21 protein-coding genes are annotated in these 22,428 nt (G+C 72.9%); 4 read left to right on the top strand and 17 right to left on the bottom strand.

Annotation, left to right across the window (positions count from 1 at the left end; all coding sequences use genetic code 11):
* Window positions 1-6: 6 nt before the first annotated feature.
* Window positions 7-1,365, bottom strand: a complete 1,359-nt coding sequence (locus ACSNOA_RS03995) for an FUSC family protein (RefSeq protein ID WP_436656376.1) — start codon at window positions 1,363-1,365, stop codon at window positions 7-9.
* Between the two features lie 128 nt (window positions 1,366-1,493).
* On the opposite strand from ACSNOA_RS03995, the gene ACSNOA_RS03990 reads away from it, so the two are divergent.
* Window positions 1,494-2,093: a hemerythrin domain-containing protein gene (locus ACSNOA_RS03990; protein WP_436656374.1), complete on the top strand. Its 600-nt coding sequence runs from the start codon at window positions 1,494-1,496 to the stop codon at window positions 2,091-2,093.
* 64 nt (window positions 2,094-2,157) lie between these two features.
* Here ACSNOA_RS03990 and ACSNOA_RS03985 read toward each other — a convergent pair whose 3' ends face one another.
* Window positions 2,158-2,340 (bottom strand): antitoxin, encoded by a 183-nt coding sequence (locus tag ACSNOA_RS03985; RefSeq protein WP_436656372.1) that lies wholly within the window; start codon window positions 2,338-2,340, stop codon window positions 2,158-2,160.
* A gap of 135 nt (window positions 2,341-2,475) precedes the next feature.
* Between ACSNOA_RS03985 and ACSNOA_RS03980 the strand changes: the two genes are divergently transcribed.
* Window positions 2,476-3,600, top strand: a complete 1,125-nt coding sequence (locus tag ACSNOA_RS03980) for an AI-2E family transporter (protein WP_436656370.1) — start codon at window positions 2,476-2,478, stop codon at window positions 3,598-3,600.
* Window positions 3,601-3,610: 10 nt separating this feature from the next.
* On the opposite strand, the gene ACSNOA_RS03975 is transcribed toward ACSNOA_RS03980, so the two are convergent.
* Window positions 3,611-4,264, bottom strand: a complete 654-nt coding sequence (locus ACSNOA_RS03975) for a dienelactone hydrolase family protein (RefSeq protein ID WP_436656368.1) — start codon at window positions 4,262-4,264, stop codon at window positions 3,611-3,613.
* 166 nt (window positions 4,265-4,430) lie between these two features.
* On the opposite strand from ACSNOA_RS03975, the gene ACSNOA_RS03970 reads away from it, so the two are divergent.
* Entirely contained in the window at window positions 4,431-4,631 is a 201-nt protein-coding gene (locus ACSNOA_RS03970; protein WP_436656366.1) for a hypothetical protein, read from the top strand.
* Window positions 4,632-4,689: 58 nt separating this feature from the next.
* Here ACSNOA_RS03970 and ACSNOA_RS03965 read toward each other — a convergent pair whose 3' ends face one another.
* The 10 genes from ACSNOA_RS03965 to ACSNOA_RS03920 all read right to left on the bottom strand — a co-directional run bounded on the left by ACSNOA_RS03965 (window position 4,690) and on the right by ACSNOA_RS03920 (window position 18,374).
* On the bottom strand, window positions 4,690-7,062 hold the full coding sequence (locus tag ACSNOA_RS03965) for a glycoside hydrolase family 65 protein (protein ID WP_436656364.1): 2,373 nt from the start codon (window positions 7,060-7,062) through the stop codon (window positions 4,690-4,692).
* Window positions 7,059-7,811: a beta-phosphoglucomutase family hydrolase gene (locus tag ACSNOA_RS03960; protein ID WP_436656362.1), complete on the bottom strand. Its 753-nt coding sequence runs from the start codon at window positions 7,809-7,811 to the stop codon at window positions 7,059-7,061. Before ACSNOA_RS03960 ends, ACSNOA_RS03965 begins: the two co-directional genes overlap by 4 nt.
* Window positions 7,812-7,894: 83 nt before the next feature.
* A complete protein-coding gene (locus ACSNOA_RS03955) occupies window positions 7,895-8,359 on the bottom strand; it encodes a DUF4442 domain-containing protein (RefSeq protein WP_436656360.1) in 465 nt (154 codons plus the stop codon).
* Window positions 8,360-8,613: 254 nt separating this feature from the next.
* On the bottom strand, window positions 8,614-9,558 hold the full coding sequence (locus tag ACSNOA_RS03950; protein WP_436656358.1) for a hypothetical protein: 945 nt from the start codon (window positions 9,556-9,558) through the stop codon (window positions 8,614-8,616).
* Window positions 9,559-9,618: 60 nt separating this feature from the next.
* The gene (locus ACSNOA_RS03945; RefSeq protein ID WP_436656356.1) at window positions 9,619-10,917 is read right to left on the bottom strand and encodes an ABC transporter ATP-binding protein; all 1,299 of its coding nucleotides are present in this window, start codon (window positions 10,915-10,917) and stop codon (window positions 9,619-9,621) included.
* A gap of 226 nt (window positions 10,918-11,143) precedes the next feature.
* Complete coding sequence (locus tag ACSNOA_RS03940; RefSeq protein WP_436656354.1) at window positions 11,144-13,354, bottom strand: bifunctional glycosyltransferase family 2 protein/CDP-glycerol:glycerophosphate glycerophosphotransferase; 2,211 nt, start codon at window positions 13,352-13,354, stop codon at window positions 11,144-11,146.
* A 15-nt stretch (window positions 13,355-13,369) separates the two neighbouring features.
* Window positions 13,370-15,361 carry a DUF5941 domain-containing protein gene (locus ACSNOA_RS03935; RefSeq protein ID WP_436656352.1) on the bottom strand — a complete coding sequence of 664 codons (1,992 nt, stop codon included), beginning with the start codon at window positions 15,359-15,361 and terminating at the stop codon, window positions 13,370-13,372.
* On the bottom strand, window positions 15,358-16,104 hold the full coding sequence (locus tag ACSNOA_RS03930) for an ABC transporter ATP-binding protein (protein ID WP_436656350.1): 747 nt from the start codon (window positions 16,102-16,104) through the stop codon (window positions 15,358-15,360). The genes ACSNOA_RS03935 and ACSNOA_RS03930 overlap by 4 nt, the downstream gene beginning before the upstream one ends.
* Window position 16,105: 1 nt before the next feature.
* Window positions 16,106-16,933, bottom strand: coding sequence for an ABC transporter permease (locus tag ACSNOA_RS03925; protein ID WP_436656348.1), 828 nt, complete (start codon window positions 16,931-16,933; stop codon window positions 16,106-16,108).
* Between the two features lie 70 nt (window positions 16,934-17,003).
* On the bottom strand, window positions 17,004-18,374 hold the full coding sequence (locus ACSNOA_RS03920; protein ID WP_436656346.1) for an L-serine ammonia-lyase: 1,371 nt from the start codon (window positions 18,372-18,374) through the stop codon (window positions 17,004-17,006).
* 408 nt (window positions 18,375-18,782) lie between these two features.
* Between ACSNOA_RS03920 and ACSNOA_RS03915 the strand changes: the two genes are divergently transcribed.
* A complete protein-coding gene (locus ACSNOA_RS03915) occupies window positions 18,783-18,992 on the top strand; it encodes a PspC domain-containing protein (protein WP_436656344.1) in 210 nt (69 codons plus the stop codon).
* A 191-nt stretch (window positions 18,993-19,183) separates the two neighbouring features.
* Here ACSNOA_RS03915 and ACSNOA_RS03910 read toward each other — a convergent pair whose 3' ends face one another.
* The 4 genes from ACSNOA_RS03910 to ACSNOA_RS03895 all read right to left on the bottom strand — a co-directional run bounded on the left by ACSNOA_RS03910 (window position 19,184) and on the right by ACSNOA_RS03895 (window position 22,412).
* Window positions 19,184-19,957 carry a DUF4230 domain-containing protein gene (locus ACSNOA_RS03910; protein WP_436656342.1) on the bottom strand — a complete coding sequence of 258 codons (774 nt, stop codon included), beginning with the start codon at window positions 19,955-19,957 and terminating at the stop codon, window positions 19,184-19,186.
* 117 nt (window positions 19,958-20,074) lie between these two features.
* A complete protein-coding gene (locus ACSNOA_RS03905; RefSeq protein WP_436656340.1) occupies window positions 20,075-21,250 on the bottom strand; it encodes an acyl-CoA dehydrogenase family protein in 1,176 nt (391 codons plus the stop codon).
* Between the two features lie 66 nt (window positions 21,251-21,316).
* The gene (locus ACSNOA_RS03900) at window positions 21,317-21,622 is read right to left on the bottom strand and encodes a type II toxin-antitoxin system VapB family antitoxin (protein ID WP_091593012.1); all 306 of its coding nucleotides are present in this window, start codon (window positions 21,620-21,622) and stop codon (window positions 21,317-21,319) included.
* Between the two features lie 187 nt (window positions 21,623-21,809).
* Window positions 21,810-22,412 (bottom strand): nitroreductase family protein, encoded by a 603-nt coding sequence (locus ACSNOA_RS03895; protein ID WP_436656337.1) that lies wholly within the window; start codon window positions 22,410-22,412, stop codon window positions 21,810-21,812.
* Window positions 22,413-22,428: the final 16 nt, after the last annotated feature.

Genomic DNA, 22,428 nt, shown 5'->3' with positions numbered 1-22,428 from the left:
GCAGTGTCACCGGGCCGGGCTCCTCCGCTGGGGGAGCCCGGCCCGTTTTCTGGCACGGGCCTGACCGGACCGGCTGCGGAGGCTGGCCCGCAGCGCGGCCCGACGCATCCGCCCCTCGGGACCGGCGGAGAACTTCTGTCGTGAAGCCCGGTGCAGCCGCTGGTACGCGGGCGGCCGGATCGCCCGCTGGCCGGCGCCCGCCGCCGTACGCACCAGGCGATTCGCCTCCTCCGGCTCGTGCCCGATCGCCCGGAGCAGGTCGCTGGCGCCCGACCGGAGGTCGGTGATCAGCGAGTCGACGAACGAGTTGACCCCCCGCGCCCAGGCACGGCCCGCGAGGTCGGCCGCCTCCAGCACGAGGGCCGGGGTCCGGTCGAACGTATCCGCGGCGCGGCACTCCTGGCGCATCACCCGGACCGCGTCGGCGAGCCGTACGAACGCGGCGGGTAGTTCGTCCGGAATCGGCTCCCGGTACTGGATCGCCGTCGACGCCCGGCGCGCCATCACCCGCACGTCCAGCGCCAACCGCTCGAAGTGCGCGATCGCGTGGGCGTACCGGTGGAACTGCGCCCGGCGGTGCCACCGTGCCGGCGCCAGGGTCACCACCTCCTCGGCGCCGCTGAGCGTCTCGTTCAACCGGGCCAGGTCCGGCTCGAGCCCACGCAGCTGGTCCAGTGCCCGGATCGCCCGGTCGGAGTCCCGCTGCCGCAGGGCCTCGGCGATCTCGTCGGTCTGGTCGCTGAGCCTCGCGACGATCGGCGCCGAGGCGCGGTCGAGCACCCGAATCGGGTTGACGGGCAGCAGCAGCACGACGACCAGCATGCCCACCGCGCCACCCACGAGAGCGTCGAAGATCCGCGGTAGCTCGAGTCCACGTTCCATGGGCGCCAGGGTGGAGATCAGGACGGCGGTACCGCCGGCCTGACCGACGAGCGCGCCACCCCGACCGGCGACCACCAGCGCGATGGCGATCGCCAGCCCGACCACCAGACCGGTCTGCCACGGGCCGTTGCCCAGCGCGAACCGCAGCAGGTCCCCGATCACGATGCCGAGACCCACCCCGCCGAGCAGCTCGAAGGTCCGGCGGGCGCGCTGGCCGATCGCCGTGGCGATGGTCGCCACGGCGGCCGCCGGGGCGAAGACGTGCGCGCCGGGGCCGAGGAACTTGTGCGCGATGAGGGCGGCCAGCGCGGAGGCCAGCCCGGCCTGCACCGCGATCACGAGGGTGATCTCGAGCTGGCGCAGCCGTACGCGGCCCGCCTGGCCGCCGACGCGCCGGGCGTGCGCCACCCGCCTCCCGCTGCGCTCGGCGGCCTCGCCGAGCGGCGAGCGCGCGGGTTCCTCGGCGGGACGCTCGTCGACCATGGCGAGGGTTACCCCACCCGGAGCGGGTGAATCATGAGCGGATTTGCCGCACGCGCCCACGGTTCGGTCGGACGCGCCGGGGTACGAGCCCTGCACCGACCGTATCCGCAACCGGTAAGGGGCACGACATGACCGATCCACAGAGCAGGGACCAGGACGTCGTCGACGTGCTGACCGCCGACCACCGCGAGGTCGAGGCGCTCTTCGTCGAGCTGGAGAGCCGGCAGGGCACGCCCGAGCACCGCCGGCAGCTCGCCGACGTGGTGATCGCCGAACTCGTCCGGCACGCGATCGCGGAGGAGATGTACGTCTACCCGGCCGCCCGGAAGGCGTTCCCGGACGGCGACGAGGTCGCCGAGCACGAGATCTCCGAACACTCGGACGCCGAACGGACCATGAAGGACCTGGAGGGCGTCGACCCGTCCGACCCCCGCTTCGACGAGTTGCTCGCCCACCTCACCGGCACCATCCGCCACCACGTGAAGGACGAGGAGGGCGACCTCTTCCCCCGGCTGCGGGCCGCGGTCGCCAAGGAGGAGCTGGTCGAACTCGCCGGCAAGGTGAACGCCGCCAAGAAGTCCGCACCGACCCGGCCGCACCCCGCCGCGCCCGACCACCCGCCCGCGAACAAGCTGCTCGCACCCGGGACCGGCCTGGTCGACCGGATGCGTGACGCGCTCGCCCACCGGCCCACCTCGATGGCCGACCTGCGCGAGCAGGAGCGCTGACGACCGTCCGTCCCGCCACCGCTCCCGGGCCGCCGCGTCGCGGCGGCCCGGGAGCGGTGGCGGCTCACCGCACCTGGTCGCCCTCGCCGGTGCGTGCCTGGGCCTGGTCGACGCCCTTGTCGATCTGGTCGTCGTACTTCCCGCCGGTACGCCGGTCGGCCATCTCGCCGCCCTTCTCCAGCCCCTGGTCGACCTGCTTGTCGTGCTTGTCCGCGACGTCCTTGGCCTTGTCCATGAAGTCGCCCACGGCGTCCTCCTCTGTTGCGGGTCGGTCCTTTCGGGTTCCCTCCGCCCCTGAGCGCAAACGCCGGTCGCCGCCGGACACCGGGTGTCGAAGGCACCTGCACGGGTACCACCCCGCGACTCGCGAGGAGGGCCCACGGTGGACGAGGACGGTGCGGGGCGTTCGCCCGGTGGAGCGGCCCCCAACGTGGCCGGAAACAGCATGCGCCACGCCTGGGCGGCGCTGCCGTGGCTGGTCCGCTCGGCGGTCCTCTGGAGCGCCTGCCTCGTGGTCGTCGTGGCCGGGCTGTACGTGCTGGCCCGGATCACGGGACTGCTCGCGCCGGTGGCCATCGCGGTGGCCGTCGCCCTCTTCCTGGCCGCGCTGCTCGACCCGGTGCTGCTCCTGCTGCGCCGGCTGCGGGTGCCGCCCTCGCTGGCCGCCCTGCTCAGCATCCTGCTGCTGGTCGGCGTCCTGGCCGGGGTGGTGGTGCTGGCGTGGAACCTGACGGCCGGCCAGTTCGGGGCGCTGCGCCAGGAGCTGACGCGAGGAGTCGCCAACACACGGGAGTTCGTGACCGCGGCCCTGCCGGTCAGCGACCAGCAGCTCGACCGGGTGATCGACGAGGTCCGGAAGGCCATCGGGCGCAGCCGGTTCGACCTGGTGGCGGGTGCCCGGACGCTCACCGAGGCGTTCGGCGCCGCACTGCTCTCGCTGGTGTTGCTCTTCTTCCTGCTGAAGGACGGCCGCTGGATGTGGGGTTGGGTGCTGTCCCGCATGACCGGGCCGAACCGGGAGGTCGTGGCCGAGGCCGGCCGGGCGGGCTGGCGCACGCTCGGCGCGTACAGCCGGGGCACCCTGATGATCGCGGCGAGCGACGCGCTCGGGATCGGGCTGGCGCTGCTGCTGCTCCGGGTCCCCCTGGCGTTGCCGCTCGTGCTGATCACCTTCATCGGGGCGTTCGTGCCGATCATCGGCGCCACCGTCGCGGGCATCGTGGCGGTTTTGGTGGCGCTCGCCGCCAAGGGGCCCGTCACCGCGCTGGTCCTGCTGGCCGCGGTCATCGCCGTGCAGCAGATCGAGGGGAACGTGCTCGATCCGCTGATCATGAAGCGGCAGGTCCGGCTGCACCCGGCCGTGCTCCTGATCGTGGTGGCCGCCGGCACGTTCGTGGCCGGCATCGCCGGGGCGTTCGTCTCGGTGCCGCTCGCCGCCGTCACCTGGCGCGTCGTCGACACCGTGCAGCGCCGCCGCCGCGTCGACCCTCCGGCCGGGGCGGGATGACCCGGGCCGGTCAGCGACGGAGGTGGGTCGCGAACCAGGCGGCGGCCTCGTCGGCGACCTGGTCGAGCTTGCCGGGTTCCTCGAAGAGGTGCGTGGCGCCGGGCACCACGTGCAGCTCGACGTGGCCGGGCAGGGCCTGGCGCGCCTGCTCGTTGAGCATGATGACCTGCTCGTCCAGGCCGCCCACGAGCAGCAGCGTCGGGGCGCGTACGCCCGACAGCGACGCGCCGGCCAGATCCGGCCGGCCACCCCGGGACACCACGGCGCCCACCCGGTCGGGCCGGTACGCCGCGCTGACGAGCGCGGCGGCGGCGCCGGTGCTCGCACCGAAGAGACCGATGGGCAACTGTCGCGTCGACGGCTCCTCGGCCAGCCAGTCGACGATGGCGGCCAGCCGGTCGGAGAGCAGCCCGATGTCGAAGCGGAGCTCGGCGGTGCGGGCGTCCACCTCGTCCTCCTCGGGGGTGAGCAGGTCGACGAGCACGGTGCCGAGCGACTGCCCGTTGAGCACCCGGGCCACGGCGGTGTTCCGGGGGCTGTGCCGGGAGCTGCCGCTGCCGTGCGCGAAGAGCACCACCCCGACCGGGTCGGCGGGGAGGACCAGGTCGGCCGGCAGCCGGGCCTCCCCCACCGGGATCGTCACCTCGCTACTGCGTACGTCCATGGCTGACCTCCACCCCGCCGGCCGCCACGACCGGCGGTGCACCGGATACCCGGGCCGGCCCGTCGCACGCCTCCGGCGGCGTTTGCGCAGGCGGTGTCCGGGTAGGCGACAGGCGACCGCAGACCGTGTCGGCGCAACCGCGCCCCGACGGATCGCGAGGATCATCATGGCCGAGCAGCGGCAGACGTCCCCACAGCAACAGGCGTCCCGGGAGCAGCAGAGGGCCGCGGAGGAGCGCCGGCTTCGGAGCGTCGAACGCAACAAGGACTGGGCGGACGAAGTCGCCCATGCGCGTACCGCCGACGATCCCCGGACGATGGCACCCCGCGACGCCGAAGGCCGCCCCTCCACGGGCGAGCGCTTCTGACGCCGAGTTCGACGGTCGGGGCGGGCCTCTGGCCCGCCCCGACCTCTTGGTCAGGAACTCACGGCTCCCGCTCGGGCAGCCGGAGCAGCGGCGAGCGCCCGGGCGGTTGCTCCGGAGGCGGCCCGGACGGGTGCGCCGCGGGCACCGGTACGGTGACCGGCTCGTCGCAGGTGACCTGGATCGTCTCACCGTGGTGGCGCAGTTCGACCACGTCGTCCGGATCGGCGTGGCGCAGGGCGTACGTCGTCTGGTGCGGCCGCACGTCGACGCGCAGGTGCCGGCCGCGCCACTGGAGCGAGAACTCAAGACGGCTCATGCGGCTGGACAGCCGGGGCGCGAACGACAGCGTGCCGTCGTGGTCGCGGAGGCCGCCGAGGCCGGCCACGAGGGCGATCCACGCACCCGCGAGCGAGGCCATGTGCACCCCGTCGCGGGTGTTCTCGTTGAGATCGTGGAGGTCCATGAGGGCCGCCTCGCGCAGGTAGGTGTGCGCCAGCTCCGGGTGGCCCACCTCGGCCGCGAGCACGGCCTGGGTGCAGGCCGACAGCGACGAGTCCCGGACGGTCCGCCGCTCGTAGTAGAGGAAGTTGCGCAGCTTCTGCTCCGGGGTGAACGCGTCCCCCCGCCAGTGCATGGCGAGCACCAGGTCCGCCTGCTTGATCACCTGCTTGCGGTACAGGTCGAAGTACGGGTAGTGCAGCAGCAGCGGGTACTTCTCCGCCGGCGTGTTCGCGAAGTCCCACTCCTGCAGCCGGGTGAACCCCTCCACCTGCTGGTGGACGCCGACCTCCTTGTCGTACGGGATGTGCATGGCGGTGGCCGCGTCCCGCCAGCTCGCCGCCTCCTCGTCGGTGACGCCGAGGCGCAGCGCCTCGTCCCGGTAGCGCATCGCGGCGTCGGCCGCGGTCAGCAGGTTCCGCTGCGCCATGAGGTTGGTGTAGATGTTGTCGTTCTTCACGGCCGTGTACTCGTCAGGGCCGGTCACGCCGTCGATGTGGAACTGCCCGTGCCGGTCGTGGTGACCGATCGAGCGCCACAGCCGGGCCGTCTCGACCAGCAGTTCGAGGCCGATCTCCCGATCGAGGCCGGTGTCACCGGTGACGAGCACGTACCGGCGCATCGCGTCGGCGATGCCTGCGGCGATGTGGAACGCCGCGGTGCCCGCGGGCCAGTAGCCGGACGACTCCGGCCCCTCGATCGTCCGCCAGGGAAACGCGGCGCCCTTGAGGTTGAGCGTCTGCGCGCGCTCCCGGGCCTGGTCGAGCGTCGAGTGCCGCCAGTACAGGGCGTTGCGGACCGCGCTCGGCTGGGTGTACGTGAGCACCGGCAGCACGAACATCTCGGTGTCCCAGAAGGCGTGCCCGTCGTACCCCGGACCGGTCAGCCCCTTCGCCGAGATGGGCCGCCGCTCGGCCCGGGCGCCGGCCTGGAGCACGTGGAACAGGCCGAACCGGACGGCCTGCTGCACCTCCGGGTCCCCCTCGACGCGCACGTCGGCGTCGTCCCAGAACTCGTCGAGGTAGGCCCGTTGCTCGCGGCAGAGCCCCTCCCAGCCGTCGAGCCGGGCGGCGGCCAGCGCCGCGCCGACCTGGTCGCGCAGCGCCGGCAGGGAGCGGCGACTCGACCAGCCGTACGTCAGGTACTTGACCACCCGCAGCGTCTGGCCGGGCTTCAGCACGCAGCCGATCGTGGTGCGCACCCAGTCCTCGTACCCCTCGGACTCGACGCTCGCGTGCCCCGCGCCGTGCACCTCGTGCTCCATGGCGGCCGCCACGCGCAGCCCGGACACCTTGGTCCGGTGGATGAGCAGCCCGCCGTCCTCGGTGGTCAGCTCCTCCTCGGCCTGCAACGGCGACTCCAGCACCGCCGCCACCCGCGGGTCGCGGCTCTGCGCCGGCAGCGTCTCGTTGGCGACCAGTTCGGACTGGATGATCAGCCGCAACGGGCCGTCGACGGCCTCGACCTCGTAGTTGATGGCGGCGACCGCCCGCTGGGTGAACGACACGAGCCGGGTGCTGCGCACCCTGACCTCGCGGCCGGCCGGCGAACGCCAGTGCAGCTCGCGGTGGAGGGTGCCGGCCCGCAGGTCGAGGATCCGCTCGTGGGAGAGCAGCTCGCCGTAGCGGACGTCGAGCGGCTCGTCGTCGACCAGCAGCCGGAGCAGCTTGCCGTTGGTCACGTTGACGATCGTCTGGCCGGACTCGGGGAAGCCGAAACCGGCCTCCGCGTACGGCAGCGGGCGCAACTCGTAGAACGAGTTCAGGTAGGTGCCGGGCAGGCCGTGCGGCTCGCCCTCGTCCAGGTTGCCGCGCAGCCCGATGTGCCCGTTCGACAGGGCGAAGACCGACTCGGACTGGGCCAGCACGTCCATGTCCAGCCGGATCTCCCGTACGTGCCAGGGATCGACCGGATAGGAACGTTCCCTGATCATGCGCCGTGCCCTTCGTCCAGCAGGTCCGCGAGGTCGCGGACCACCACGTCGGCGCCGTGCGCCCGGAGCTCGTCGGCCTGGCCCACGCGGTCGACGCCGACCACGAACCCGAACCCGCCGGCGCGCCCGGCGGCCACCCCGGCCAGCGCGTCCTCGAACACGGCGGCCTGGGAGGGGTCGACGCCGAGCAGCCGCGCTCCCGCGAGGAACGTGTCCGGGTGCGGTTTGCCGCGCAGACCCTGCGCCCGGGCCACCAGCCCGTCCACCCGGGTCTCGATCAACGGTTCCAGGCCGGCCGCGGCCACGACCTCCCGGCCGTTCGCGCTGGCCGTCACGACGGCGCGGCGCAGCCCGGCCGCCGCGGCCGCCTTCAGGTAGGTCACCGAGCCCGGGTAGACGTCCACGCCCTGGGTGCGCAGCCGTTGCAGCAGCAGGACGTTCTTGCGGTTGCCCACCCCGTTGACGGTGTCGGCGTCCGGCGGGTCGTCCGGCGAGCCCTCGGGCAGCACGATGCCGCGCGAGGCGAGGAACGCCCGGACGCCGTCCGCGCGGGGCCGGCCGTCGACGTACCGGTTGTAGTCGGGGCCCGGGTCGAACGGCCGGAACGGCTCCCCGGTGGCCGCGGCGTGTTGCCGCAGGAACGCGTCGAACGTCTCGGTCCACGCGGCGTTGTGCACCCGGGCGGTCTGCGTCAGCACGCCATCGAGGTCGAAGAGACAGGCGGTCACGTGAGCAGGTAGGCCCAGCACGGTACGAATCTATCCACCCGGCCGGGCCGACAAACGCGTTTCCGCCCGTCCCGCGCGGCCCGGGCGTTTCCGCCCGGGCGGGATCATTGCGGGCGGAGCGTCCAGACCACCGTCATCTGCGACGTGGGCGTCCCGTCCTCGGTGGCGATCTCCACCTCGACCGGGAACTCCGGCCGCCGCCCGGCGTCCAGCTCGGCCGCCACCGCGGTCACCGACCCGGCCAGCCGGGCGGTGGCGCGCACCGGCCCGCGGGCCAGCTTGCGGTACGCGATGTCGGCCCGCACCGCCAGCGGCACGGCGCGGTCGAGCAGGTGCCCGAACGCGGCCAGCACCACCGCGCCGGACGCGGTCTCGCCGAGGGTGAACATGGCGCCGGCGTGCGGGCCGCCGACGTGGTTGTGGGTGGCCGGCGAGTCGGGCAGCCGGACGACGGCCCGGACGCCCCCGTCGGCCTCGGGGGCGATCTCGACGAACTCGAAGCCGAGCGTACGGGCGAACGGCACGGCCTCGAGCATTCCGGCCGCCACCTGGCGTGAGTCGATGGACATGACCAGACGCTACTCGTGGGTAACTTGCTGCGGCAAGGGCGATCCGGGCCGACGGCGGCCCACCGGCCGCGACCGCTGTCGACCTGCCCCAGATCTGGGGCAGGTCGACAGCCCGCCGCGTAGCAGCGGGGAGCAGCGACCGCTGCCCGCGCCGCCCACCCGCGCCGACCGGTCAGAGGTTGGCGATCGTGCGCAGGATCTCGGCGTAGAAGTTGCCGTCGATGCTGCGGAACAGGCTGAAGTCCTGCCCCGGGTCACCGAAGAACGGGCGCAGGGTCCACGCGAGCTGCGTGCCGACGAACCCGAATAGCAGGATCCAGATGTAGAGCAGGGTCATGCTCGCCGGCCCGCTGGCCCGGTTCGCCCCGGCGTACCGGCGGCGTGGCCCACGGGCGCTGCGCGGCCGGGTAGCCCGGCGGCACCATGCCGGGCGGGAACGCGACCAGCGGCGCGCCGACCGCGGCCGGCACGGGCTGCGCGGGCACCGCGGGGGGCGTGGCGGGCGCGGCCGGTGCCGCCTCGGCCACGGCCGTCGCCGTGGCGCTCGCGGCCGGCGTCCCACCGTTCGCGACCGCCGCGGCCGGCACGGCCGGGGAGGACCCCGCCCCGGCGGCCGGTGCGGCCGCCACGGCCGCCGGGGTGACGGACGCGGCCGTTCCGGCCGACGTCGACACCGCCTCGGTGGGCGTCGACGGGGCGAGCAGGCCGTGCTCGTTGAGCACCTGCATGCCGCCGGTCAGGAAGCGCAGCCCCACCACCGCCGACAGCGTCAGGATCGCCACGTTGAGCAGCTTGAAGAACCCGTAGTCGGGCGCGGTGATCAGGAAGAAGAGGCTGATCGGGGCGAACGCCACGGCCAGCATCGAGGTGACCGTGATGGCCACCATGACCAGCGCGAGCGACTGGCGGACCGAGAGGCGGGCCCCGAAGACCAGGTTGAACAGGTAGAGCGTGGGCAGGCAGATGGCCAGCGTGATGAGGAAGAGCAGCGGCAGCTTGACCGCCGAGGTCAGCGCCATGAGCACACTGTGGAACGCGCCGAGGACGGCGCCGTAGCACGCCAGCGCGATCGCCGAGCTCACCAGCATCCGGACGGTGAGCCCGTTCAGGTCGCGCTCGGCCACGATCTGCTGCCAGATCCCGTTCCGGTCGCGCAGGATGCGCTCGATGACGAGCGGGTTCGGACGGTCACCCGACACGGGCACACCCCTTCCTCGTTGGTCCTTGGCCTGCGGCGCACGGTAGGGCATCGGCGCCGCTCACCGCCACCCCACGTCGATACGGTCGCCGCGCTCGTCGAAGAAGTGCAGCGCGTCCATCCGCACCCGGACGGACAGCGGGTGCCCGCTGCTGACCGCCGGGTACGGGGCGAGGCGTACGGCCAGCTCGGCCGGGCGTCGGTGGTGCCGCCCGGGATCGGGCAGCACGCTGGTCCGGGCCCGGCCCACCACCTGCTCGGGGGCGTCCGCCGGCTTCCCGGTCAGCCGCTGCATCACCTGCCCGAAGCGGCGCAGGCCACGCTGGCCCGCGTCGGCGGAGTCGCCCCGGCTGCCCATCTCGTCGACGACGATGGCGGTCGCCCCGATGTCGAGGAACGCGAGCGACTCGTGCCCGTGGTGCTCCAGGTAGCGGATGCGGCCGTGGAGCACGTCGCCCGGGCTGTCCGGGCTCACCGGGGTGATCGCCTCGGCCCGCATCCCGACGACGATCCGCTCGCCGTGGTAGTGCGCCACGGCACGGCTGCGGATGTCGTCCCACGGCAGGTAGAGGGCCTGCTCGCCGAGGGTGAGCGTGACGTACCGGTCGAGGTGGACGTAGACCGACGCCTCCAGCAGGTTCATCCGCGGGCTGCCCAGGAACGCGGCCACGTAGAGGGTGGCCGGCCGGCCGTACACCTGGGTGGGTGTGCCGACGTCCTGAAGGACGCCGCGGCGCATGATAGCGACCCGGTCGGCCATGGTGAGCGCCTCGGCCTGGTCGTGCGTGACGTAGATGGTGGTGACGCCCAGCTCGCGGGTCAGGCCGGAGATCTCCGCGCGCAGCTCGGCGCGTAGGCCGCTGTCCAGATTCGACAGTGGCTCGTCCATGAGGAACAGGCCCGGCCGGCGGACGATCGCGCGGCCCATGGCCACGCGCTGGCGCTGCCCGCCGGAGAGCTGGCTGGGCTTCCGGGCGAGCACGTCGCCGATGCCCAACGCGCTGGCCACGTCACTGACCCGCTCGCCGCGCGGTAGCGGCTCCACCCCGGCCAGGCGCAGCGGAAAGGCGATGTTGTCACCCACCGACATGTGCGGATAGAGCGCGAAGTCCTGGAAGACCATGGCGATCTTCCGCTCCCGCGGTGACAGGTCGTTGGCCAGCTCGCCGTCGAGCAGCACGGCGCCCTGGGTCGGGTCCTCCAGCCCGGCGACCATCCGCAGCACGGTCGACTTGCCGCACCCGGACGGGCCGAGCAGCACCATGAACTCGCCGTCGGCCACGTCCAGGTTGATGCTGTCGACGGCGACGGTGCCGTCCCGGAACACCTTGGTCACATCCTTGAGCGCGACGGTGGTCACCGTCACCTCCCCCAGCTCGTCGGGCAGAACCCCCAAATGACTGTGACGAGGATCATGCCGCCAGCACATCGGGTAAACGTGCCATGTTCGGGCGGTGACGACGCTGTTACGGCCGCATCGAGCCCGGGCGATGCCCGTCGAACCGGCCGGCCCGGCCGCGGCGCGGCGGACCGGCCAGCGGCGGCGCGGCGGACCGGCCCGTGGTGGCGCGGCGGGCCGACTCGTCTCAGCAGCCCGGGCGGGGCGGGGCCGGCTCCCCGAGGAAGACGCGACGGACCACCCGTTCGGCCGCGTGCCCGTCGTCCAACGCACAGAACCGGGCCCGGAACCGCTGGCGCGCCTTCGTGGTGGCCTCCGATCGGAACTCGCCACTGCGGAACACGGTGAGCAGATCGGGGAACGTGAGTGCGACCGCGCCCGGCGGCTCCGCAGTGATGTCGAAGTAGACACCGCGGGCCAGCCGGTACGCCTCCCAGTCCGGCGCGTAGATCACGATCGGGCGGTCCAGGACGGCGTAGTCGAACATGGCCGACGAATAGTCGGTGACGAGCACGTCGGCGACCAGGTACAGGTCCTCCACCCGCTGGTGGGCGCTCACGTCCCGCACCCGGTCCCGGTCCACCGGCCGGCGCGGCCGCCGGTCCCGGTCGTGGAAGTAGTGGCTGCGCATCAGGAGCCGGCCGGCGGGGCCGAGCGCCTCGACGAAGCGGTCCGGGTCGAACGGCGGCCGGTAGGTGGCCAGGTGTTCCCGGTGCGTCGGCGCGTACAGGACCACCTTCTCGGCGAGCCCGATCCCGAGGTCGGCGCGCAGCCGCAGCACCTCCTCGGGCGTGGCCGTGACCAGCCGGTCGTTGCGCGGGTAGCCGACCTCCAGGGTCGTGTACGCGGCCGGGTACGCCCGGTCCCACATCTGGGTGGAGAAGCTGTTCGAGGTGATGCTGTAGTCCCAGCGGTCCACCCGGCGCAGCAGCCCCGCGAAGTCCATCCGTCCGGCGCCGATCGGGTACCGCTGCTGGTCGAGCCCCATCACCTTGACCGGCGTGCCGTGGTGGGTCTGCACGTGCACCGAGCCGGGCCGCTTCCGGACGAAGTCCGGGAAGTTGACGTTGTTGACCAGCCAGCGGGCCCGGGCCAGCATCCGGTAGTAGCCCGGGGTGCCCGCCACGACGTACTCCACCCCCGGCGGCAGGGTGTCGACCCGGTCGCGTCGGACGATCCAGACTCCCCGGATCTCCGGTGTGAGCCGCCGGGCCGCCTCGTAGATCGCGGCCGGGTTGCAGGAGTAGCCCCGGTACCAGTACGCGGCGTAGACGGCCAGTGTCGGGTCGAGCGGCCGGTGCAGTTCCGCCCGGTAGTACTCGCGCAGCAGCACGTCCCGGGCCCGGCGGGCGTTGCGACGGGCCACCGGCGCCACGCGCCGCCTCGTCCGGCGCGCCGAGCGCCGCGCCGCGTCACGCGCCCGGCTGGCGGTACGCAGCGCGCTGAACGTCCGCCAGCGTCCGCCGGCCACGAGCCGGTGCTTGAGCCCCTCCACCCCGTCCGGCGCCGGATAGCCGCCGGGCGGCAGCCAGCGGGAGTAGTCGGCGGTGATCTGCGCGAAGAACGCGGGGCGTAGCTCGGGGGCGATCCGCTGCCCGTTGCCGAGCACGGTGAGGTAGTGCCAGATCATCCGCTCGAAGACCGCGGGGCGCAGCTCGTCGACCGCGGGCCCCCAGCTGTCCATGAGCCGGAACACCCGGTGCCACTGCGGGAACACCTCGAAGTGCCGCTCGCCCCGGGTCCGGGTGATGGCCCCGGCGCGGCGCTGGCGGTAGTTGACGCAGACCCGGTCCAGCACACCGATGCGGTCGGCCGCCATGAGCGTGGGATAGCTGAAGGACACGTCCTCGTACCAGCCGGGCTCGAAGCGCAGGCCGAGGTCGAGGAGGAACTGCCGGCGGACCACCCGGTTCCAGGCGGTGTGCAGCAGTCGCATCGCCTCCGGGCGGTCCCGCAGCCGGAACGTCTCCTCCCCGGGCGGCTCCGGGAACACGTCCCGCATGGCGCTGCGGGTGGCCGTGTCGTTCCAGTGCGTCCGGACGTGGTCGACGAGCAGGACGTCGGGCCGGGTGGCGCGCAGCCGGTCGGCCACCACGGGGAGGCACTCCGGCGCGAGCCAGTCGTCACCGTCCAGGAACCAGACGTACTCGCCGACGGCCCGGTCCAGCCCGACGTTGCGGGCCGGACCGAGCCCGACGTTCTCACCGAGCCGGATGGGGCGCACCCGCTGGTCGCGCGCCGCGTACTCCTCGAAGATCTCGCCGCTGTCGTCCGGCGAGCAGTCGTCGACGCCGATGACCTCGAGGTCGTCGAACGGCTGGTCGAGGATCGAGTCCAGGCACTCGCGCAGGTAGCCCTGCACCCGGAAGGCCGGTACGACGAAACTGATCGCAGTCATCCGGCCGTCCCTCCGTCAGCCCGGCGCGCCGCCCCCCGTCCGCACCGGCACCGCCGACGCCCGCGCCGCGCGGGCCGGCAGGACGACCCAGGCCAGGACGACGCTCGCCACGAAAACCACGAGAAGGTACGTACCGAGTGTAGCCATCCCGATACCCGCAAACCCGACGATTGCCGCCAGGCACAGGAGCAGCGAGCGCCCGTCCCAGCCGAGGGTGACGGGGTGCAACGGCGGGGCGGCCTGCCGCTTCTCGAGCCGGGCCGTGAGGTCGTAGTGGTGCACGGTGAGCACGAAGACGTAGCCGAAGATCAGCCATGCCGGCACGTCGCCGAGCACCCCCACGGCGATCGCGAAGAGGTACTCACCGGCGCGCAGGGCGGCCGGCACCAGCCAGTCCAGTGGGCCGTTGTGCGCGGCGCCCGCCCCCAGACCACCGACCAGCAGCACCAGCAGGGCCACCGGCAGCAGCCACCGCAGGCCGTTCCCCGCGCCGTCCGAGCCCCCGGCCGCCAACCCCAGGGCCAGCAGCGCCGCCGGGCCGAGCGCCCCGATCACCGCGAGGGTGAGCGGGCCCACCGGCCGGACCACGGGCATCCGCGCCGCCAGCGGGCCGTCGTCGCGGTGCAACGTGGCGTCGACGGTGTCCAGCACGGGGACCCACATCCAGCGGGCCCGCAGCGTACGCAGGGCACCCGTGTACGCGAAGGCGAGCACACCCCACACCAGCACCGCCACCAGGCTCACCCACGGGTTGAACAGCGCCACGGTCAGCGCGATGAGCGCCCACCGCTCCCCGATGGGGAAGACCACCGTCCGCTTCAGCCAGTACGACAGCGAACCCGTGTCGGCCTGCACCCTCGTGGAGGCCGCGTTCAACCGGTCGCCGATGCCGCCCCCGCCCGTGCCGGAGGTGCGCGGTCGGCGCGCCGCCTCGTCGTGCAGGACGCCGTACCAGGTGTCGGTCATGTGCCGGACCGTCTGCAACGTCATGGCCGCGATCGCGAGCGCCCAGCCGTAGCGGTGACCGGCCTGCGTGGCGCCGAAGCCCAGGCCGGCGTAGACCAGGTACTCCTTCGCCCGGTCGGCCATCGTGTCCAGCCAGCCACCCCAGGCGCTGAAGTTGCGGGTGTAGCGGGCGAGCTGCCCGTCCACGCAGTCCAGGACGAAGCCGAGGTAGAGCAGGACCGCACCGCCGACCAGCGCGGGCCGGCCCTCGACGGCGAAGAGCACGGCGGCGGCCACCGCGAAGAGGATCGAGATCACCGTGACCGTGCTGGGGCCGAGCCCCAGGCGGGCCGCGGCCCGGACGAGGTACGGCGACCAGGTGCTCACGAAGTAGGTGGAGAAGAAGTCATCCCGCTCCTTCACCGACAGGCGCAGCTCGGCCCGGTCCTCGTCCACCTCCGCGAGCGCCGCCTCGGCGGCGGCCAGCTCGGGCGCGCCGTCCACCCGGTGGGCGACGAGCAGGCGTACCCGGTGGGCGAAGACCAGCGTGCCGAGCACGGCGAGGCCCGCGAAGAGCCGGTCCACGGCGGTGGCCGCCGCGGGTGGCGGCACGGTGCCGGCCGCCACGGCCCGGGCGGCGGCGGCGAGCGCCGGCAGGTCGGCGGCGCCGACGCGCAGGGCACCGCCGAAGACCCCCGTGGCCTCGCCGTTCAGGGTCTCCGCCGGGCCCGCCTCGACCACCTGGCCGCGCTCCTCGCGGACCACCGCGCGACCGGCGCCGGGCGGGCCGGTCAGCACGAGCGCCACGGTCGGCCCGACGGGGCTGGTGGCCAGGTGGCGCAGCACGGCGCCGTGCGCCACGAGGTCGCCGCCGGTCACCAGCACCGGGCCGGTGGCCACGTCGGCCAGCGCGGCCAACTCGTCGAGGTCGGCGGCGAACCGGACCTCGTGGGCGCCGGCACGGCGGCACTGGGCGGCCAGCCGGTCGGCGAGCGTCTCGCCGGTACGGGTGGGCAGGCCCGCCGCGGCGGCGCCGCCGGCGAGCACGATCGCGAGGGTCACCGGGGGACCGCGCCGTGGTACGCGTCCAGCGCCTCGGCGATGGTGCCGTCGAGGCTCAGCCGGCCCCCGTCGAGGAACAGCCCCCGACGGCAGAACCGGGTCAGGTCCTTTTCGTTGTGTGACACCAGCACCAGAGTGCGCCCCTCCCCGAGCAGACGGTCGATCGTCGCATAACACTTCTTCCGGAACTCCGCGTCCCCGACCGCGGTCACCTCGTCCATGAGCAGGATCGGGTGCGGCAGGTGCGAGATGATCGCGAAGCCGAGCCGCACCTTCATGCCGGACGAGTAGTGCCGTACCGACGTGTCGATGGCGCGCTCCACCTGCTCGCCCGCGAACGAGACGATGTCGTCGAAGTGCCGCTTCAGGTAGCCCGACGAGAGCCCGTGCAGGCCACCCACGAGGTGCAGGTTCTCCCGCCCGGTCAGGTCGTTGGAGAAGCCGGCGGACAGTTCGAGCAGCGGCGCCACGTCGCCGCGCACCCGGATGCTCCCCTCGTCCGGGATCAGCACCCCGGCGATCAGCCGCAGCAGCGTGCTCTTGCCGGTGCCGTTGCGGCCGATGACGCCGACCGTCTCGCCGGGCCGTACGGTGAACGACACGTCGCGCAGCGGCCAGAACTGGCCCGACGGCGCCGTACGCCCGCCGCGGTGGATGAACATCTCCCGCAGCCGCAGTTGGCGGCGCCGGTTGCGGACGAACCGGATGCCGAGCCCGTCCGCCTCGATGATCGGGTCGGCCATCTCAGAGTTCCTTGAGCACGGCGGGTTCGAGCCGACGGAACGACAGCCATCCGATCACCAGCACCAGCAGGCTCACGCCGACGGTCGTGGCGAGCAGGCGGGCGTCGGGGAACTCGTCCGGGTACCAGATCGAGTGGTGCAGCTGGAAGATGCCGACCAGCGGGTTCACCTCGTACGCGATCTTCAGCCAGCCGGGCAGGTCCGACTCCCGCACGAGGCTCAGCGGGTAGATGATCGGCGTCGCGTAGAAGAGCACCCGGATCACCAGCCGCATGAACCTCTCCACGTCCCGCATCAGCACGTTGAACGCGGACAGCAGCAGCGCCAGCCCGACGAGCAGGACGCCCTGGACGGCCACGGCGAGCGGCAGGGCGAGCAGCGACCAGCCCGGGTGCACCCGGCCGTGCACGGCGTACGCCACCGCGACGGCCGCGAGGATCGGCAGCCCGGCCGCGTACTCCGCGAACCGGCCGGTGACCCGGCCGATGGGGAACACCTGCCGCGGCACGTTCATGGTGGTGATCAACCGGGACTGACCGGTGAGCGCGTTGGTCGCCTCGCTCAGCGCCGAACTCGTCCACATCCAGGCGAAGATCCCGGTGATCAGGAACAGCGGGTACGACTCCGCGGCGTCGCCCAGGTGGCGCCCCGTGTCCCGCGAGTAGAGCACGCCGAAGACGAACCAGTAGATGGCGCCCATGCCGAGCGGCTCGATCAACGACCAGACGTAGCCGAGCACCGACTGCTGGTACTTCACGGCGAGATCGCGCTTGACCAGGATGCGCAGCGAGTTGCGGTGCGACCACAACGCCGCGACGCCAGAGGTCACCGCCGCCTCCCGCCTTCGAAACGGACGACAGGTTAGCAGTCGGTGAACGAACGTCCCGAATCGGGCGCGGTCAGCACTCGATCACGTTGACGGCCAGACCGCCGCGTGCCGTCTCCTTGTACTTGACCTTCATGTCCGCGCCGGTCTCCCGCATGGTCTTGATGACCTTGTCCAGCGAGACGGCGTGCACCCCGTCGCCGCGCAGCGCGAGCCGGGCAGCCGTGATCGCCTTGATGCTAGCCACCGCGTTCCGCTCGATGCAGGGGATCTGCACGAGGCCACCGACCGGGTCGCAGGTCAGCCCCAGGTTGTGCTCCATCCCGATCTCGGCGGCGTTCTCCACCTGCGCCGGCGTGCCGCCGAGCGCCTCCGCGAGCCCGGCCGCCGCCATCGAGCAGGCGGACCCCACCTCGCCCTGGCACCCGACCTCGGCGCCGGAGATCGACGCGTTCTCCTTGAACAGCACACCGATCGCGCCGGCCGCCAGCAGGAACCGGACCACACCCTCGTCGGACGCGCCCGGCACGAACCGCGTGTAGTAGTGCAGGACGGCGGGGATGATCCCGGCCGCCCCGTTGGTGGGCGCGGTGACCACCCGGCCGCCCGCGGCGTTCTCCTCGTTGACGGCGAGCGCGAACAGGGTCACCCAGTCCATGGCCCGCAGCGGGTCGGCGCTGCCGGCCTCCGCCTCCAGGCTGCGGCGCAGCTCGGCGGCGCGGCGGCGCACCTTCAGGCCGCCGGGCAGCGTCCCGTCGCGCTCGCAGCCCCGCTCCACGCACTCGCGCATCACGCGCCAGATCTCCAGCAGGCCGGCGCGCACCTCGGACTCGCTGCGCCAGGACAGCTCGTTGGCGAGCATCACCTCGCTGATCGACAGCCCGGTGGCGCCGGTGACCTCGAGCAGCTCCGCACCCGTGAGGAACGGGTGCCGGACCCGGGTGGTGTCCGGGACGATCCGGTCCGCGCCGGCCGCCGCCTCGTCCACCACGAACCCGCCGCCCACCGAGTAGTAGGTGCGCGTACGCAGCTCGGCGCCCGTGTCGTCGTACGCCGCGAAGGTCATCCCGTTCGGGTGGTACGGCAGTGACCGGCGGCGGTGCAGCACCAGGTCCCGGTCCGGGTCGAAGGCGATGTCGTGCGCGTCGAGCAGGGCGATGCGGCGCTCGGCGCGGATCCGCTCGATCCGGGGGGCGACGGTGTCCGTGTCGACCGTCTCGGGCGCCTCGCCGACCAGCCCGAGCAGCACGGCGCGGTCGCTGCCGTGACCGTGCCCGGTCGCCCCGAGGGAGCCGAAGAGCTCGGCCTGCACCCGGGCGGTGGCGGTCAGCAGCCCGTCGGCCTTGAGCCCGCTCACGAAGGTGCGGGCGGCCCGCATCGGCCCGACGGTGTGCGAGCTGGACGGCCCGATGCCGACGCTGAAGAGATCGAAAACACTGATCATGGCTGCACTTTCTTCGCCGTCGTCTCCGTCGTGCGGGTACGGCCCGGTCGTGGCCGCCCGGGTCCGGGCGACCGGCGGGGCCCGGGGTGTGGGCGCCCAACCGGCGAGCCTACCCGCCCAGGTCACCCGTCGCCCGGCGGTCGGGGCCGCCGCTGCGGCTGGCGGTGCTGCCGCACTACTTCCTGCTTGTAGTGGCCTCCCGCCTCCATCGAGGCCACGACAACCGTGCTGCGGCGTGATCTTCGGCGGTGCCGGCTCGCCGGGGGGCGCATCGTGTCGGTCTGCACGGGTAACCACCTACGGGTACACGGGTGCCCGATCGTCCTGCGGGCTGAGGGCGCGCTGGCCACCCGTTCCTACCGTGGAGGTCAGACGCGGCACGCACCGCCGCAGAGTGGGAGTACGACGATGAGTCGCAAACTGGTCCGGCCCCGCCAGGGGCGCATGCTCGCCGGTGTCTGCGCCGGCCTGGCCCAGCGGTTCGGCATGTCGGCCAACGGTGTCCGGCTGCTGTTCCTGCTGTCGCTGCTGCTGCCCGGCACCCAGGTGATCGTGTACCTGGTGCTCTGGCTCCTGATGCCCAACGAGGACCGCTACCTGGCCACCACCGCCCACTGACCGTTCCCCCTCACCCACCCGCCCGCCCAACTCCTGTTGATCAAGAGCTTTGCGTCAAGAATGGCGCTGGATCTGACGCAAACCTCTTGATCACCCGTCAGAGGAGGGCGGGGGCGGGGGTGGGGGGTCTGCGCGGCGGCGCCCGCCCCGGCCTCGGGGCGGGCGCCGTCGGTCTCCGGCCGGAGACCTGATCAGGAGGCGACGTAGGTGACGGTCACCTTCTCGTAGCCGAGGGAGCCGAGCAGACCCTCCAGCATCTTGCGGGTGTTCTCCTCCGCCCGGGCGCCGAGGCCACTGTCGCGCGCGGCCGCCGTGATCCGCTCCTCGGCGAGCCGGTAGACCTCCTGCTGCCGGTTGGGGTCGCTCGCGAACACGTCACCCAGGCGGTTGAGCAGGCCACGCTTCTCGGCGAACACGTAGCTCTTCTCCAGGTCAAGGTTGGTCTCGCCGAGCTGCGGCGCCGGCAGCTTGATCTCCACCGACTTGCCGTCGGCCGACTCGACGACGGCCCCCTCGGAGATCTTCGTGAAGTCGACGTACGCCTCCACGCTGCCCGCCCCCACGAAGAGCGTCCGCTCGTTGAGCAGGAACTCCGGCACGTACTTGCGGTCGGTCTGGAGGTCGACCACCACCTGGAAGTTGCCCTCGGCCGCCACGTAGCGGCTGAGGTCCTGGATCGACTTCAGCAGCGTCGGCTGGCTGCGGTCGGTCTGCTCCTCAGCGAACGGGTTGCGGAAGCTCGGCCAGAGACCGCTCGTCTGCACGCCGAGCAGGACGATCACGGCGAGCGCCGCCGCGCCGAGCACCCACAGCAGCCCTCGCGTGGGCCCGCCGGCGGGCCGTGTGTGGTGCTCCGGCGTCGTCGCCGGCTCGGGCGTCACGTCGGAGCGGACCTTGAGGGCCTCTCCGGTCGGGTAGCCCGGGAACTCCCTGGTGGGCTCGTTGCTGTCAGCGTCGCGGGCCATCGCCCTCACCGTCCTCGTCAGACACTGGCGTCTGACAATGACGGTACGTCCGCCGTACGACAGGCGCTCGGCGAGCCGCCCGACAGGTCGTATCCGCAGCTCAGCGATGTGAGACGGTCACGCGAACGCGTTGATCCCGGTGAGCTTCTGCCCGATCACCAACTGATGGATCTCGGACGTGCCCTCGTACGTGAGCACGCTCTCCAGGTTGTTGGCGTGACGCATCACCGGATACTCGCCGGAGATGCCGTTGGCACCGAGGATGGTGCGGCACTGCCGCGCGATGGCGAGCGCCTCCCGCACGTTGTTCAGCTTGCCGACGCTCACCTGTTCGGGGCGGAGCCGGCCGGCGTCGGTGAGACGGCCCAGGTGCAGCGCCAGCAGGTAGCCCTTCTGCAACTCGACGGCCATGTCGGCGAGCTTGGCCTGGGTGAGCTGGAACCCGGCGAGCGGTCGGCCGAACTGGGTGCGGGTGCCCGCGTACGCCAGGGCGGTCTCCAGGCAGTCCCGCGCGGCGCCGAGCGCGCCCCAGACGATGCCGTGCCGCGCCTCGGTGAGGCAGCTCAGCGGCGCCTTGAGCCCCACCGCGTCGGGGAGCAGCGCGTCGGCCGGCAGCCGGACGTCGTCGAGCACGATCTCCCCGGTCACCGACGCGCGCAGCGACATCTTGTGCCGGATCTCCCGGGCGCTCACGCCGGGGCTGTCCATCGGTACGGCGAAACCGCGCACCCCGTCGTCGGTGCGCGCCCAGATCACCCCGACGTCGGCGACGGGCGCGTTGGTGATCCACATCTTGCCGCCGGTGAGCACCCAGTCGTCGCCGTCGCGGCAGGCCCGGGTCGCCATCGAGGCGGGGTCGGAGCCGTGGTCGGGCTCGGTCAGGCCGAAGCAGCCGATCGCCTCGCCGGTGGCCATCGACGGCAGCCAGCGCTGCTTCTGCTCCTCGCTGCCGTAGCGCCAGATGGCGTACATGGCGAGCGACCCCTGCACGGAGACCAGTGAACGCAGCCCCGAGTCGCCGGCCTCCAGCTCCAGGCAGGCCAGTCCGTACGCGACGGCGGAGGCGCCCGCGCAGCCGTAGCCGGTCAGGTGCATGCCGAGCAGGCCGAGCTTGCCGAACTCGCGGGCCAGCTCGCGGGCGGGGACCTCACCGTTCTCGTACCACCCGGCGACGTGCGGCCGGACCCGGTCGTCGACGAGCTGGCGCACGACGGCGCGGATCTGCCGCTCCTCCTCGCTGAGCGCGGAGTCGAGGTCGAGCAGGTCGAGCGGGGCGGTGGGACGCTGGCTCATGGCAGCCACCCTAACGGTGGCTCAGCTTTCCGCGCGAGGAGCGCTCACCGCGAGCGCGGGAGAGCGCTACTCGACCGCCTCGGAGAGCACCAGCACCCGCGCGTGGATCTGGTTGCGCTGCTGGAGCGCCGCGCGCAGCGCCCGGTGCAGGCCGTCCTCCAGGTAGAGGCCGCCGTTCCACTGCACCACGTGCGGAAACAGGTCGCCGTAGAAGGTGGAGTCCTCGGCGAGGAGCTTGTCGAGCGCCAGCTCACGCTTGGTAGTGATCAACTGGTCCAGGCGCAGCGGCCGCGGCGGGATCTCCGCCCACTGCTTGAGCGTCAGGTTGTGCTCCGGGTAGGGACGCCCGTCCCGGACCGCTCTGAAGATCACGACGGCACGCTCCCCTCCCCGTGGCCGGGCCGACCTACGGCGCCGTGCCGGGTCGCGGCGTGGCACCGCACGGCGCGGCACCGATGACCGTGCCAGCCTAGCCGCCTGTTCCACACCGCGTTCTGCTCCCTGATGTCAGTTTCGCTACCGCTCGCCCGATCTTCAACGCGCACGTCCGGCGTGGCGCTCAGCTCCACCGGCCGCGCCGCACCACCTCGTCGACGGGACGGCGGCCCCGCCGCAGCGACGGTGACCGGTGGTCGGCCGCGCGGTAACCCACGGTGATCGCGCCGAGGGGTTCGAACTCCTCGGGTACGCCGAACGCCTCCCGGTACGCGGCCAGCCGCTGGGGGTGGATCCCGAAGAAACACGCGCCGAGCCCCTCGTCCACGGCGGTCAGCAGCATGAGCAGTGCGGCGAAGCCGGCGTCCACGTACCAGTAGGGCACCGGCCAGCGGTCCGTCGACCGGTCCGTCCAGCCCTTGTCCGGCTCGGCGTACCGCTCCAGGTACACCGACCGGTTCGCGTGCGGGACGAGGATCAGCGGCGCTCGCCGCATGCCGGTGAGCCAACGCTCCCGGCCCCCGCCGCCCGGCGTGGCCGCCGCCCAGAACCGTTCCCGGTCGGCGGCCCCCTCGAGCACCAGGAAGCCCCAGCCCTGCGCGAAGCCGGCGGAGGGCGCGCGGACCGCGTGGTCGAGCAGCCGCTGCACGACCTCGGGCGGCACGGGCCGGTCCGGGTCGTAGTTGCGGACCATCCGCCGCCGCCGGATGACCTCGGCGAACTCCATGCGGCTCCCCTCGCCG

Origin of the sequence: Micromonospora sp. URMC 103 (assembly GCF_051386435.1) — a bacterium.
Lineage (GTDB): Bacteria > Actinomycetota > Actinomycetes > Mycobacteriales > Micromonosporaceae > Micromonospora.
This window is presented reverse-complemented; position numbering and strand designations above follow the sequence as displayed.